Source organism: Nostoc sp. PA-18-2419 (genome assembly GCF_005869855.1).
In the GTDB taxonomy this organism is placed as follows: domain Bacteria; phylum Cyanobacteriota; class Cyanobacteriia; order Cyanobacteriales; family Nostocaceae; genus Nostoc.
Map to the genome: position 1 here is coordinate 96,079 of NZ_SZNH01000020.1, position 14,869 is coordinate 110,947.

Annotated in this window: 10 protein-coding genes; 5 read left to right on the forward strand and 5 right to left on the reverse strand. The window is 40.7% G+C overall.

Features of this window, described 5'->3' with window-relative positions; all coding sequences use genetic code 11:
- Window positions 1-42: 42 nt before the first annotated feature.
- Together FCR06_RS20275 and FCR06_RS20280 are read left to right on the forward strand one after the other, a co-directional pair.
- A complete protein-coding gene (locus FCR06_RS20275; RefSeq protein WP_138502905.1) occupies window positions 43-660 on the forward strand; it encodes an NUDIX hydrolase in 618 nt (205 codons plus the stop codon).
- A gap of 518 nt (window positions 661-1,178) precedes the next feature.
- Window positions 1,179-2,138: an SGNH/GDSL hydrolase family protein gene (locus tag FCR06_RS20280; protein WP_138502907.1), complete on the forward strand. Its 960-nt coding sequence runs from the start codon at window positions 1,179-1,181 to the stop codon at window positions 2,136-2,138.
- A 33-nt stretch (window positions 2,139-2,171) separates the two neighbouring features.
- Here FCR06_RS20280 and FCR06_RS20285 read toward each other — a convergent pair whose 3' ends face one another.
- A complete protein-coding gene (locus FCR06_RS20285) occupies window positions 2,172-4,319 on the reverse strand; it encodes a serine/threonine-protein kinase (RefSeq protein WP_138502909.1) in 2,148 nt (715 codons plus the stop codon).
- Between the two features lie 47 nt (window positions 4,320-4,366).
- Complete coding sequence (locus FCR06_RS20290; protein WP_138502911.1) at window positions 4,367-6,067, reverse strand: serine/threonine-protein kinase; 1,701 nt, start codon at window positions 6,065-6,067, stop codon at window positions 4,367-4,369.
- 369 nt (window positions 6,068-6,436) lie between these two features.
- Between FCR06_RS20290 and FCR06_RS20295 the strand changes: the two genes are divergently transcribed.
- Complete coding sequence (locus FCR06_RS20295; protein ID WP_138502913.1) at window positions 6,437-7,945, forward strand: phenylacetate--CoA ligase family protein; 1,509 nt, start codon at window positions 6,437-6,439, stop codon at window positions 7,943-7,945.
- Window positions 7,946-7,969: 24 nt separating this feature from the next.
- Here FCR06_RS20295 and FCR06_RS20300 read toward each other — a convergent pair whose 3' ends face one another.
- Window positions 7,970-8,593: a transposase gene (locus tag FCR06_RS20300; RefSeq protein ID WP_138502915.1), complete on the reverse strand. Its 624-nt coding sequence runs from the start codon at window positions 8,591-8,593 to the stop codon at window positions 7,970-7,972.
- A 57-nt stretch (window positions 8,594-8,650) separates the two neighbouring features.
- On the opposite strand from FCR06_RS20300, the gene FCR06_RS20305 reads away from it, so the two are divergent.
- Window positions 8,651-8,851 (forward strand): hypothetical protein, encoded by a 201-nt coding sequence (locus FCR06_RS20305; RefSeq protein WP_138502917.1) that lies wholly within the window; start codon window positions 8,651-8,653, stop codon window positions 8,849-8,851.
- 101 nt (window positions 8,852-8,952) lie between these two features.
- Here the strand turns inward: FCR06_RS20305 and FCR06_RS20310 are convergent, their stop codons facing one another.
- Window positions 8,953-12,645, reverse strand: a complete 3,693-nt coding sequence (locus FCR06_RS20310; protein ID WP_138502919.1) for a HEAT repeat domain-containing protein — start codon at window positions 12,643-12,645, stop codon at window positions 8,953-8,955.
- Between the two features lie 171 nt (window positions 12,646-12,816).
- Between FCR06_RS20310 and FCR06_RS20315 the strand changes: the two genes are divergently transcribed.
- A complete protein-coding gene (locus FCR06_RS20315) occupies window positions 12,817-13,077 on the forward strand; it encodes a hypothetical protein (protein WP_138502921.1) in 261 nt (86 codons plus the stop codon).
- 548 nt (window positions 13,078-13,625) lie between these two features.
- On the opposite strand, the gene FCR06_RS20320 is transcribed toward FCR06_RS20315, so the two are convergent.
- Window positions 13,626-14,735: an S-(hydroxymethyl)glutathione dehydrogenase/class III alcohol dehydrogenase gene (locus FCR06_RS20320; protein WP_138502923.1), complete on the reverse strand. Its 1,110-nt coding sequence runs from the start codon at window positions 14,733-14,735 to the stop codon at window positions 13,626-13,628.
- Window positions 14,736-14,869 lie beyond the last annotated feature (134 nt).

Consider the following 14,869-nt stretch of genomic DNA (forward strand, 5'->3'; position numbering starts at 1 on the left):
AGGTACTTGCTTGCACTAACTTAGATAAACTTGGAAAAAACTGTGGAAACTAAATGGCTGGAATGGGCGCAAAAGTTACAAGTGATCGCCCAAAATGGTCTCACTTATTCTGAAAATGTTTATGATATCGAACGCTATAAACAATTACGAGCGATCGCCACAGAAATGATGGCGACTTATTCAAACGTCGAACACAGCTATATACTTGATTTATTTAACCGTGAAGTAGGATATGCAACTCCCAAAGTTGATGTCCGAGCAGCAATTTTTCGTGACAATACTATTTTGTTAGTTAAAGAAAGATCCGATGGTTTTTGGACTTTACCTGGTGGATGGGCTGATATTGGGGAGTCTCCCAGTGAAGTAATCGTCAAAGAAGTATATGAAGAATCTGGATATCAAGCACGCGCTACTAAATTATTAGCAGTTTATGACAGAAACAAACAGGGACATCCACCCTTTCCGTTTTATATCTATAAGTTATTTTTTCGCTGCGAGCTTATTGGTGGTTCTCCATCATCAAGTATTGAAACTGAAGCAGTAGATTTTTTTGCTGAGGATGCGTTACCAGAACTTTCTATTGGACGCGTAATGCCAGCACAAATCACCCGACTTTTTCAACATTATCGCCAACCAGATTTACCCACAGATTTTGATTAGGAAGTAGCCTTCACTGCAACTAGTTAATTGTGACCACTTTGATGGCTAAAAATTATTCCCAGATTAACCTTTTTTACGGGAGCATCCGAATTGTGAAATGCTCTCTTATTTTACTTTATAACCTCAACTTATAATAAATCTTGTTAGCATTTTACACAGCAGTTTGCAAGTAAATGAGGTACGAAATCAAGAATTAAAATTAGACAAAAATAGTTTCTACTTCCTGCCTCCTGCCTCAAAACTCCTAGCTTTGTACTTTATGCAGGAGAAAACTGCTGTAAGTAACTGAAGTACACTGATATTCAACAATTTATCACCTTGGTTCATCAAACACTAATTTATAATGTAGTTTATAATAACTGCTCAAATAAGTCTATTTCAGTTTTTGCTTTACTTTGTAAACTAGCTCTTATTGTGTTGCATTTTTATTGATTTAAAACTTTTGAAGTGATATTAAAAAAGAAGAAGTTCTTTGAGTACATAAGTCAATACGTGAAAGTTTTGAAACAATAGATATTATGCAAAAGACAATTTTGACTGCGGCAATTTCTCTGGTTTCATTGTTTTCATTTATGTTTACATTGAAGGCAAATGCTGCTGATTTTGAGCAGATTTATGTGTTTGGTGACAGTTTTTCTGACGATGGTAATTTTTACAAAATTACAAAAGATGAATTGGTTATAGGTATTCCTCCCCATCCCTACAAAGATGGACGCTTTTCTAATGGGTCAGTTTGGGTAGAATATCTCGCACAAGATATCGGCTTAAACCCGTCTCCCAGAACTAATTTTGCTGTTGGTGGTGCTAAGTCTGGGTTATATAACGTTAATATACCTCCTATACCTGGTTTATATTTAACAGGAGTTTTGTCTCAGATTAATAAATTTACAACAGTAAATAAGTCAGTTAATCCAAATGCGCTTTATATTGTGTGGGGCGGTGCTAATGATTTTTTTGACTTGGAACATGCTATCAATCCTAGTCAATCAGTTACAAACATATTAATAGGAATACGTACTCTTGCGGCTGTTGGAGCTAAAAATATTTTGGTAGCTAATTTATTCAATTTGGGCAACCTACCAGGTACAAGAAATAGTCCAATCTCCAAACAACTCAACGATTCTGTAAATGAATATAATGTCGAGTTAATTAGAAGACTTAACTCGCTAAGGCAACAATTAAATATAAATATTATTTTTTTAGATGTTAATTCTTTATTTCAAGATATTTTAGCCAATTCTAGACAATATGGTTTCACAAATGCGACTGACTCTTGCTTAGGTAACTCAGTTTTAATAACCTTACCTCCTTCTAATCCATCATTGGAGTGTAAGACTAACCAAAATAATTTCTTCTTCTGGGACAGTATTCATCCTACAACTGCTGGTCATAAAGTCATAGCCGACTATGCAGCTTCAGTGTTAAAAGCTCAGCCTCTCTCCAACTCTTTTAATAAATTAGAAATATCTAAAAAATAGAACTATGTTTTATTAGTCAGTCCCTTAATTACTTTAAGGTGTCACCTCAACACTAGGCGTCGGTGTAGGTTGGGGTGTGGAGGTTTCTGTAGGAGTTGGTATGGGAGTTGGTGTGGAAGTTGGCGTAGGCGTAGGTGTTTCCGTGGGCGTTGGTGTCGGAGTTGGGGGTGGGGTAGGAGTTTCTGCTATGATATTGAGTTCATAATCGACTGGTTTCGTTGCAGTGGAAACCACAACAAACTCGTAAAAACCATTTTCTGATAATTTAGCTAACAAACTACGCTTGGTAGAATCTTCTAAAAATTTTATTTTGCCTGAGGGTGAATAGACTGATAACAAGACTTGGGAATTTGCTTCTAGCTTCAAGTCTAGAGATTGCTCTTTGGCAAGTTCAGCAATGAATACTTTACCACCACCAGGTTGAAGAGTACCGCTGACTGTTTTACCAAGCGCACCTGCATCAAAGATAAGTTTTTGGAAAGCACTACCAGCAAGGATAGCACTGAGTTTATCACTCACAAATCCGTACCAAACTTGTCCAATGGGCTGGTCAGTAAAATTTTTACTGCGCTGCTCAGGGAATACACTAAAAAAGGCTGCATCTCCCAAATCATACAAAGAACGGCTGCCAACGTTGATGCGGTTGACTTCCACTTTCCAGCGATCGCGTTCAGCAGTTGTATAACTTCCCAGTTGTCTGCGGGAGTTTGAACTCAGTAGTGCTAGTTTTTCCAGCAATTCTGAAGCTGTTTGATCCCATTGTGCCCGCAAACTATCGTCTTCGGAACCGTTGCTGAGAGTCCGTCCTCGTAAACTGGGATTTGTGTCCCAAAAAACTTGATTCACTAAGTTAACGTAAAACTTCTCATCAATACCCAACTGTTGACGGCGATCAATTAATTTTTGTTTGCGCTGGCGTTCGGCTGGTGAGTATTGCGCTAAGGGGTCGGTTGGCTGGTCGCTGGTTGGGATTGGGCTGGCTGTGGGAGTCGGTTGAACTTCTCCTGAATGGCGGGTGCTATTTACTCCCCAAAAAATTAATCCAGTTGTACCAACTGCTACCAGTACTGCAACGAAGGTTTTTGTTGGTGTCCACCAGCTTGTGGACTGAGAAGATGAGGAATATGAGGGATATGAGGGAGATGGGGGAGGAGGGGGAGAAACGGCAACAGTGGCGGATGTAGGTTGTGGTGGGGTGGGATATTGTGTGGGCGGGAAGCTGGCTGGGGGAGGGTTGAGGACTTCGAGGACTTGACGGGCTGATTGATAGCGATCGCCTGGTCTGGCAGATAGCATTTTATCTAATACTTGTCCCAAAAGGGGACTAAGGCTGACTTCTCGTCGCCACTGCCAAGTTAAATTATAAGTATCAATTAATTCTTGGGGGAGCTTGCCTGTCAGTAAAACCAACATTGTTACTGCCAAAGCATACAAGTCGCTGTGAGGAGATACCAGCCCGGTTTGCATTTGTTCTGGCGGAGCAAATCCTATTTTACCTAACAGGGTTGGTGATGGGGAAGATGGGACTACACCGGGTTGATAATATTGGGAAGCTACAGTTGCTACTACTTGTTTGACACCGCCAAAATCGATTAATACTGGTAATTGGTCAACGGTACGAAGTATTAAATTATCTGGAGAAATATCTCGATGAATCACGCCTAATGAGTGGATATACTCCAACACTGGCAAAATTTGCTGCAATAATTGGCGCACTTCGGCTTCTGTAAAGCGCAAACCTTGCCTTGTCCTGGCATTTAACAAAGAGCTGTAAGTTTCCCCTTCTACATAATCTTGCACTAAAAACAGATATTCTCTACCCTGTAAATTAGTGCGAAGTAGTTCGCGGAAGCGAGGAATTTGGGGATGTTGTAGTTTATAAAGAACACTCGCTTCTCTCTCAAAAAGTTCTTCAGCTTTTTCGACAACGTAAGCGGTTTGAACTTGGGGAGAAAATTCCTTTAAAACACAAAGTTCGCGGAAACGGTTAACATCTTCAGCTAAATAAGTACGTCCAAAGCCACCTTGACCGAGTTGACGCACAATCACATAGCGACCGCCTAAAGTTAATCCTGCTTGTATACCATTACTCATGGGTGTATCCAATTTTTCACCACACTGGAGACAAAAGCGACTATCGGGGGAATTTTCATGTCCCTTAGAACAATATAATTTTGTCATTTGTCATTTGTGATTTGTCATTCGTCATTCCCCGTGTCCCCAGTCCGTTACTTGCTAGATTGTACTTTACTAATTTGGTCGGCTGCGATCGCATACCAAATTTGACCGAAAGTTTGTTGATTGAGTTTCCCACGCTGCTGACCAGGGAACAAGCGATCAAACTTTTCATTTGTGTCTTTAGTCAATTGATCGATTGTATAGTTCCCAAACTGCCCTGATCGCGCTTGTCGTCTCCATGTATCGTAATCTTTTTGACTATAGTTTCCTAATTTCCGACGAGTTGCTGTACTCAGGTTAGCCTGTTCTAATTTATCTAATAGATCGTCAGCGATACCAGACCATTCATCTCGTAAACCAGCGTCTTCAGGTTTAGATGTCAGGCTACGGCCTTTTAATTCTGGTTTTTTTGTATAAAATAAATCATCTACTGTGCGAATAAAAAATCCTTCAGTAATTTCTAGCTCTTGACGACGACTGATAATTTTCTGGAGGTTGCTATTTTTTCTTTTGTCGCTGCCTGGTTTACCACTGGGATTTGGAAACTGAGGAATTTGCGGTAATGAAATTGATGGGATAGTAATCGAAGTTACACTCTTAATCACTGCATTTACCACCGCCCAAGCACCTGCACCAGTTAAAACAATTAAAGCTGTGCCACCCAAACTCATCACAAAAGGGCGAATCCAAACGGGGAAAGATGCTGATTTAACAATTGCTTGGGTTCTGTTGTGGAATCTACTCACAATAGCAGTGGCGCGTTGTCTTCCAGGAGCAACTACCATCGTCTTAATCTTGGTAGTAACATAATTAGGCGAAGGTTGAGTTGCATTTGGCGATGGTAAATCTTTGAGAATTTGCTGGGCTCGTTGATAGCGATCGCTCGGTTTATAAGCCAGCATCTTTTTTAACACCGACTCCAGTCGGGGACTGACTTGGATTTGCTTGCCCCAGTACCAAATTCCTTGATAGCTATCGTATAATTTTTGCGGTTCCTGTGCCGTCAATAATACTAATGCAGTTACCGCCAAAGAGTATAAATCGCTATTAAAAAAAGCTTTGCCTTGCCGTAATTGTTCCTCTGGAGCATAACCTTTTTTACCCAACAAAGTGTTATTCCCAACCAACTGAGTCCGCCAAAAACCTTGAGAAGCTGGCAATTGTTTGACGCCACCAAAATCAATCAGTATTGGTAAATTATCAGAACGCCGCAAAATCAAATTATCGGGAGAGATATCGCGGTGAACTACATCCTGTGAGTGAATGTAGGATAGCACGGGTAAAATCTGTTGCAGTAGGGTAATTACTTCCTCTTCGCTAAAGGACTTTCCTTGAGTGCGACGCTGTTCTAATAATTGGTCAAAATTCTCACCATCTATATAATCTTGGACTAAAAAGAAAAAATCTTTAGTACCTATTTTCACTTGTAACGAGGTGTGAAAACGTGGAATTTGAGAATGCTGGAGTTTTTTAAGGACATTGGCTTCTCGCTCAAATAACTCTTTAGCTTTTTGTAAATCTTGTTTTTCTTGTACTTGGGGTGCAAATTCCTTCAGTACACAGGTTTGATCGGATTTATTTTTATCCTTCGCCAAATAAGTGCGTCCAAAGCCGCCTTGGCCTAGTTGACGTATAATTTGATAGCGATTATCAATCACCTGCCCCACACCAAGAGCTAATGGTTCGCCGCAATGGGTACAAAAGCGGTTACCATTATCATTTGTGTGTTGTTTACTACAATAGACCTGCATGATGCCCAAGAATAAATTCAGCTTTTATTGAGTGACTACAACGGGCGTACCTTTGTTTTCGGATATCTTACCAAACGTTAGGGGTAGGATGTTCCTATCCTCAGAAGTGTTAATTAAATAAAGAGCAATACTTTTGTATATTTATACACTAACATTCTCTAGCTAAGTTTGTGTATCAAATTAGTTCTTATATAGGACACACTTTCTCTGTAAGAAATAGTTAGATATTTTTGAGTTGAAAATCTCTTAAATATCTCTTAAATACGTTTTACTAAAAATAACTGGGATTTTGCTGGTATTAGATAAAGGATAAAATAAATACTTGCAGCAAGTAACGGTGTTGATACTTCAAGATAAACAACAAGCATCATGAACTGCAAATCACAAAGCCAGCGAGCAATTAAAGCATTTGAAGATTTTCTTTCTACTCCCCTAGAAACGCAACTGCAACGACATCTCAACACTCAAACTTCAGTAGCTTTGAGTTTATTTCACGATGTAGCGGCTAATGTACCCGCCTACAAGGCTTTTTTAGTAGCAAGAGAAATTAATCCTGCAAGTATTCAAACCTTGGAGGAGTTTCAAAAACTGCCAGCGATCGCCAAAGAAAATTATATACTGCGTTATCCTTTAGCTGACTTGTGCCGTGACGGACAACTCCAAGGTTGCGATATGATAGCCGCTTCCTCTGGTTCCAGTGGGAAACCGACATTTTGGCCGCGTTTTTTTACTGATGAACTGCAAATCGCCACACGTTTTGAACAAATTTTTCACGATAGTTTTTATGCAGATACCAGACATACTCTAGCCGTGATTTGTTTCACTTTAGGGACTTGGGTAGGTGGAATGTTCACCACTAATTGCTGTCGCTATCTTGCTAGTAAAGGTTATCCCCTGACTGTAATTACTCCCGGTAACAATAAAGAAGAAATATTGCGAGTTGTGCAAGAATTAGGTTCTGCTTTCGAGCAAGTGGTACTTTTGGGATATCCGCCATTTTTGAAAGATGTCATTGATACTGGAATTGCTCGCGGTGTCGAGTGGCAGCAATATCAGATTAAATTTGTGATGGCGGGAGAAGTATTCAGCGAAGAATGGCGGAGTTTGGTTGGTAAACGAGTTGGTTCAGAAAATCCCTGCTATGATTTTGCATCACTTTACGGGACTGCGGATGCGGGAGTTTTGGGCAATGAAACACCGTTAAGTATTTGCATTCGGCGTTTTTTAGCAGAAAATCCCGATGCAGCTAGAGCTTTATTTGGTGAATCGCGTTTACCGACGTTAGTACAGTACGATCCTTGCAATCGCTTTTTTGAAGTTCAAGATGGGGCATTGCTATTTTCTGGAGATAACGGTATTCCCTTAGTGCGTTATGACATCTTGGACACTGGCGGCATAATTAGTTATGATGCCATGCTGGAATTTCTAGCAAAATGGGGATTCGACGCTGTTGCAGAGTTACAGAATCAGAATTCAGCCAGAGGTATTCACTCATTACCTTTTGTTTATGTTTTTGGTCGTTCTAACTTTACAGTTTCTTACTTTGGCGCAAATATCTATCCAGAAAATGTGACGGTGGGCTTAGAACAACCAGTGATTCAAGAATGGGTGACAGGTAAATTTGTGTTGCAAGTGAAGGAAGATGCAGACAAAAACCGATTTTTATCTGTAGTTGTGGAATTAGCACCGGGAGTAGAAGGTAGTGAAGCTCAAAGAGAAGCGATCGCATCTTCGATTCTTGCACAACTGCTACGCTTAAATAGCGAGTTTGCTAATTATGTTCCCCTAGAATATCAAACACCACAGGTTGCATTAGCGCCAATGGGCGATGCTGAATATTTCCCGGTTGGGGTGAAACATCGTTATACGCGTAAATAGTATAAGAGGCGATGAATCGCGTTTCTACAAGGGGGAATGGGGTGGTTGTTCACGATCGCGTTCCCAATTGATTGGATTATTGATAATATATTGTCTAATTTTATCGACGGCGAATTCATTACGAATTATATTGTCATGGAACCTTTCTTGCCATCTAAAATCTTCATATATTTGATTAATTTCAAATGTACATCGTCCTTTATACCACCTAATAATTTTAGAAAGGGAATTTTTAGACAACATCGGATTAAATAACCCAGTAACCCCACCCCGTTGACCATCCCCCCTTGTAGAGACGCGATTCATCGCGTCTTCTTCCTGTATTTGATTCGTGTCTTCTCGTATTTGATTAATAACCAAAATCCCATGAATATGATTAGGCATGACGCAAAAAGAATCTATCTGGCAATTGGAAAAATGATTAGGAATCTCATACCACAATTTATGAGCAATTTCTCCAATTGGCGATCGCTGCATTTTACCATCCACAACCTCACCAAAAAAACATTTTTTACCATCGGTGCAAATAGTAACGAAATATCCAGCATTACTGGCATAACTCCATGCTGGCAAACGGGTTGAGTCAATTCGATATTTACCTTTGTATTTGGGTTTGGTGTTTTTTGGTTGAGGAGCGTAATCATTCATAATTACATCTTTGATTGATATCAAAATTTATGCAATTATTGCTTTGCATTGATGTAATTGCCATCCCAAAAAATTCGGAATTATTCGCGCTATGTAAATGCGGGAAAGAAAGACGCGATGAATCGCGTCTCTACAAGGGGCGATCGCAAAAATGATCGCATTGCTATCCTGTTTGCAATATCTGTTTTATTAGGGGCGATGTCTGCGACGGGCTACGCCTACGCATTCCCTGGATTGCGGAAATATCGGACGCTATAGATTTACAAGACGCTTACGAGATGCGATGAATCGCGTCTTTACAAGGGATTGCTACTTCCACATTTCGCTTATGTTTTGGCTGGAGGAAGTATTTTTCTTTCCTACTCTCCATTTTTCACTTTCTCTTGTTGATACCAAGCTTGATAAAAAGTGGGGTAGGGCATACTTTGGGCGCATTTCCAGATAACTTGGTAGGAATTATCAAATAGCTGAAAGTCGTTTTTGTAAGTTTCAGGTGATAAATAATCCTTCAACACGGTGACAATACTCGGCATCTGTTCCTCTAACATAATTTTCCCTAAGCTAGATACCGCTTCCCTGAGGGTAAAATCATCCAGTTGTGGTTTGCCGATTAACTCCATCAAAGCATCAATTGCCTTTGAATTGCCAGAGCCAATTTGTCTTAAGCTAAATAACGCTTGTATTTGAGCATGATCATACAGTTGTAGTTTGCCGATTAACTCCACCAAAGCATCAATCACTTTTTGGTTGCCAGGGTCAATTTTCTCTAAGCTTTCTGCCACTTGCCTTCGGGTTCTATCATTCAGTTGTGGATTGCCGATTAACTCCACCAAAGCATCAATCGCTTTTTGGTTGCCAGAGTCAATTTTCCCTAAGCTTTCTGCCGCTCGCCTTCGGGTATCATCATCCAGTTGTGGTTCACCGATTAACTCCACCAAAGCATCAATCGCTTTTTGGTTGCCAGGGTCAATTTCCCCTAAGCTTTCTGCCGCTCGCCTTCGGGTATCATCATCCAGTTGTGGTTTACCGATTAACTCCACCAAGACATCAATCGCTTTTTGGTTGCCAGGGTCAATTTTCTCTAAGCTTTCTGCCGCTCGCCTGAAGGTATAATCATCCAGTTGTGGTTTGCCGATTAACTCCATCAAAGCATCAATCACTTTTTGATTGCCAGGGTCAATTTTCCCTAAGCTTTCTGCCGCTCGCCTGAAGGTATCATCATCCAGTTGTGGTTTGCCGATTAACTCCACCAAAGCATCAATCACTTTTTGGTTGCCGGAGCCAATTTTCCCTAAGCTTTCTGCCGTTAGTCTGAGGATATCATCATCCAGTTGTGGTTTACCAATTAACTTCACCAAAGCATTAATCGCTTTTTGATTGCCAGGGTCAATTTTCTCTAAGCTTTCTGCCGCTAGGCTGAGGATATCATCATCCAGTTCTGGTTTGTAGATTAACTTCACCAAAGCATCAATCGCTTTTTGGTTGCCAAAGCCAACTTTCTCTAAGCTTTCTCCCGCTTGCCTGATGGCATAATCATCTAGTTGTAGTTGGCCGATTAACTCTACTAAAGCATCAATCACTTTTTGGTTGCCAAAGCCAATTTCACCTAAGCTTTCTACCACTAGGCTGATGGTGTGAGTAGGTGGGCGTGGTTCGCTGATAAACTCCACAAAAGCATCAATCGCTTTTTGGTTGCCAGGATCAATTTTCTCTAAGCTGTATGCTGCTCGACCGAGGGTATCATCATGCAGATGTGGTTTGCCGATTAACTCCACCAAAGCAGCGATCGCTTTTTGGTTGCCAGAGCCAACTTTCTCTAAGCTTTCTACCGCTTCCCTTCGGATATCATCATCCAGTTGTGGATTGCCGATTAACTCCACCAAAGCAGCGATCGCTTTTATCCGATTTGTCTCAAACAGTGCTGTTTCTACTCCTTTTACTATTGGTGTAATAAATTTTACCCACTTGTTTTGTTCAACCTTAAACTCCCCAAAGCCCCATTTAACGATTTCCGCCACAATAGCATCTGCGTTGACAGAATTTTTCCACTCATCAACTGCCGCAGCAGCAAGAAAATAAGCACGAAACTCGTAAAATCCCTTTGTGACTCTATCAATAGCTCTGTATTCTCCGCACCCATCATCAAATTCCACCAACGCCAGAATAAACTCTTCCTTCTTCTCCCTCTCCACATCCTCACGTCCCAACCACAGCAAAATCACCTCTTTCCACTGCGGGGCAAAAATGCGATAAACACCTAGCGCGGGGTTGTCGGGAACATGATTTAGAAACTCGTGCCAATCATCAATCGCCAACGCTGCAAAATATTCCTCAAATGTAGGATGGTAAAAAGCGTAAACTTTTTCTTTCGTTGCTGACTCTGCAGCCAGTCCAACTTCATTTAGCCATCCCAACTTTAACGCTAACCAAAATAAAGAATTTTGCTGTTTTGGATCGCCTAATACCTCACGCACAAACTTATGTCGTAGCCGAAACCGTGACGTTTCTTGCTCAATTGCCCGTTTTGCCAAACGTCCCAACGCTGCGTTTAATTCCTCTTGCTGCTGTTCGGTGGTAGGGAAGCGGTTTTCTTTCCACTTATAAAACTCTTCCACAAACTGCTGATAAAGTCCGGCTTTCGTTTCCGGTAAACCTTTATCGGAACCTTGCCAAGTGCTACACAACAGCGCTAACCGCAAAGGATTTTTCACTAAATCTTGGATGCGCTGACGTTCAGCTTTATCTAATTCCTGCCATAATCTTTCCCCTTTGTCTGCATCCTTGTTGTGAAACCAACGCCGAATAAATTCTTGTACTTGTTGCGAATATTCAAAATTGAGTAACCGATACGTCTCAAAATCAGCTAAAGCGCCTGCGTTTGCTTCCCAAACATTCACCCGACAAGTCAGTACAACCCGCGCATTTTTCACCCATCCCGTCAACTGCTGGGAAATCTCAGTTAATGGTTGGGGTGAAGACATTTCATCTGCTGCATCCAACAACAACCACACAGAATTATTCTTGAATAAATCTGCGAAAGCCTTTTTCTCTTGTTCTTTTACATCTTCTACCGATTTTAAAGCATCCTCCAGCCAATCTTTCAGGAGATAATCTTTTACACTCTTTCCTTGCAAGTCTGCCAAAGAAATCCAAATTGGTAAACCCAGATTGTTGTCTAATATCCAAAAAGCTATGGTTTGCAACTGAGTAGTTTTTCCCGCACCCGGTTCCCCAATTAAAGCGATGCGGTGTCCTTGCGTTTTACCAACACCATCACGGATAACTTTCTCTAAAAAAGCCTGATGTTCAAATCGCTGCTTCTCTTCATAACTCGGTTCGTAAAGTCGCGAACCTTGTTCTGCGGAAATATCCTCGCTGCACTTGTTCGGTTTGTTACGCTCCACCAACGCTAAAGGGACATGAATTTCCTCTAGCTCAAATTTCATCTCCTCATCAGCAAACAGCAATTGATTTGTGGTGAGACGCTTATGCTTTTCCAGCATAGCGCCACAGATTTCTTGCCAGTCAAAGCTATTATCTGTTGTTTGTACCTGGGATGTTTCTTTTAAATTTGTCTTATGGTATTCCTTCCACTTCTGCTTAACCACATCCAGATTATCTTTTATCGTTGCTGTCTGATGTTTTAGCGTCAGGGTAAATTTCCAATAACCTTGATTGTTTGCAGCTTTTTCCGGTTCTCGCACTCCCAACTTCCATAGCCAGTCAAGTGCAGTTTGAAGCTCTTGTAATTCTCTTTCTTTTTGAGAAACGTTAGATTCTGCTTTTTGCCGGGGAAGTTTTAAAGTTTTGCCAACATTTTTAATCTGTTGGAGTAAATATTCCTTCTTTGTACCAACTTCAGATGTTTTGCTTCTGTTTCCTCTTGTTTGTTGGCTTTTATATCCGGTAATTCTCAGCTTATCAGCATTCCAGACAACGCAAAGTGGAAGTTTTGACTCACAGTCTTGCTCTTGGGACAGTTGCAGCAATGCTTCTACCAAACTGAGTACATTCTCTAAAACTGATTCATCTCCACGAATATTTCTTGACATCAGTCAAATATAAAGAAAATTGAAATAATTTGTATTTACCCAAACAAACAAGCTTCCCCAAGCCGCAAAACCTGATGATACAAGCATTATAGACGCTACGTGGGAGATGTGTCTGGGGAAATACCCAAAAAAATAATTCACCTTGTAAACCTAAAAACGAGGTGAATTTAGATGTCAGCTAAAAAACTTGGTAAAAGTGCAAGTCAAAGAGCGATGTCTACGACGGGCTACGCCTACGCTTTTTTACTAATTCTGCAAACAATATTAATTGGCGTAAATGCCGAAAACCGCCTTCAGCAAGGAGACTCACCAATCGAGGTTTTAATCTGGATGATTAACCAGTGTATTCCAGTCCTGAAACAAGCCAGCAGTTTCCAAGAAAAACAGAAAAACAGCCTGTTACCCACACATCGCCGTTCTGAGGATCGATAATATCACAACCCCCTCTCTGCAAGCAAAGAGGGGCTATGGCTATATTGGTTGTTATAAAAAATCCGGTTCAATTGCGTGAAACAATCTAATACCAATTCAATTAATGATTGCAATACATCCTTGGTTTAAGACGCGATGAATCGCGTCTCTACAATATGGTCTATTTGGTATAAATATGGGGTTTATCGATTGGATGCAATACGATTTGTATAAAATTTTTTGATAAAAATGATAGATGACAGAAACACCTTGTAGAGACCGCGATAAATCGCGTCTCTATTGTTAATTCTGTTTGTAAAACCATATTAATTAGGTCGCAAAATGTGGCAATTGGTGTATTATCAATAGAGTAACGCACCCTTGTTTATTAAACTAAGTGTTAGACCTCAGAGATTTTACGATTATTCCAGTAAATCATCTGCTGTTGGCTCACCCGGATAAAAGCGACCGCTAAAAATCTATAATTACGTTTCAGATAGAACTTTAAACCCTATCTGAAACAGAATTACTTCCACAAACACAAGATACAAACCCTTTTTAATTACGAATTAAAAAGTCACCACACTCCGAATTGATTCACCTTTGTCCATCAATTCAAAAGCATCATTAATTTGTTCAACGGGCATCACATGGGTAATTAAATCATCAATATTTATCTTACCTTCCATATACCAATCAACAATTTTTGGCACATCTGTACGACCTTTTGCACCACCGAATGCTGTACCTTTCCAAACCCGTCCTGTTACTAATTGAAAAGGACGAGTACTAATTTCTTCTCCAGCACCAGCAACACCAATAATTACACTGACACCCCAACCTTTGTGGCAGCATTCTAATGCTTGACGCATTATTTTTACATTACCAATACATTCAAAACTGTAATCAGCACCGCCTTTTGTTAAATCGACCAAATAGGCGACTAAATCACTTTCTACTTCTTGAGGATTAACAAAGTGCGTCATGCCAAACTTTTCTGCTAAAGTGCGTTTGCTGGAATTAATATCCACCCCAACAATCATATTTGCTCCCACCATCCGCGCCCCTTGGATGACATTTAAACCAATACCACCCAAACCGAAAACCACCACATTTGCCCCAGGTTCGACCTTGGCTGTATTAATGACTGCACCAATACCAGTAGTCACACCACAGCCAATGTAACAAACCTTATCAAACGGCGCGTCTTCGCGGATTTTTGCTAAGGCAATTTCCGGCACTACCGTATAATTAGCAAAAGTAGATGTACCCATGTAATGATGAATCATCTGCCCATTGATACTAAAGCGACTAGTACCATCAGGCATAACACCGCGTGCTTGAGTTTGGCGAATAGCTTGACAAAGATTAGTCTTGAAGCTTAAACAGTATTCGCACTGACGGCATTCGGGAGTGTATAAAGGAATCACATGATCCCCTGGTTTGAGACTGGTGACACCAGCGCCTACCTCAACTACCACACCAGCACCTTCATGTCCCAAAATTGCCGGAAACAAACCTTCGGGGTCAACACCAGAAAGGGTATAGGCGTCGGTATGACAAATGCCAGTGGCTTTAATCTCGACTAATACTTCCCCAGGTTTTGGCCCAGATAGTTCAACGGTTTCAATAGTCAACGGCTTACCTGCGCTGTAAGCTACTGCTGCTTTAACTTGCAACGTCAGCCCTCCTGTATAGTTTATCAATCAACTTATTATTTGAGTTTATATCGAGGATTGAGGACTGGGGACTAGGGATTAGGGACTGGGGAAGAGTTTTCCTAACCGAATGCCTAATTCCTAGTCACTAATTC

Bases quoted from the DNA above. Each gene is read 5' to 3' on its own strand.
- FCR06_RS20280 (WP_138502907.1), top strand. From the start codon at position 1,179: ATGCAAAAGACAATTTTGACTGCGGCAATTTCTCTGGTTTCATTGTTT.
- FCR06_RS20285 (WP_138502909.1), bottom strand. From the start codon at position 4,319: ATGACAAAATTATATTGTTCTAAGGGACATGAAAATTCCCCCGATAGT.
- FCR06_RS20290 (WP_138502911.1), bottom strand. From the start codon at position 6,067: ATGCAGGTCTATTGTAGTAAACAACACACAAATGATAATGGTAACCGC.
- FCR06_RS20295 (WP_138502913.1), top strand. From the start codon at position 6,437: ATGAACTGCAAATCACAAAGCCAGCGAGCAATTAAAGCATTTGAAGAT.
- FCR06_RS20300 (WP_138502915.1), bottom strand. From the start codon at position 8,593: ATGAATGATTACGCTCCTCAACCAAAAAACACCAAACCCAAATACAAA.
- FCR06_RS20310 (WP_138502919.1), bottom strand. From the start codon at position 12,645: ATGTCAAGAAATATTCGTGGAGATGAATCAGTTTTAGAGAATGTACTC.
- FCR06_RS20315 (WP_138502921.1), top strand. From the start codon at position 12,817: ATGTCAGCTAAAAAACTTGGTAAAAGTGCAAGTCAAAGAGCGATGTCT.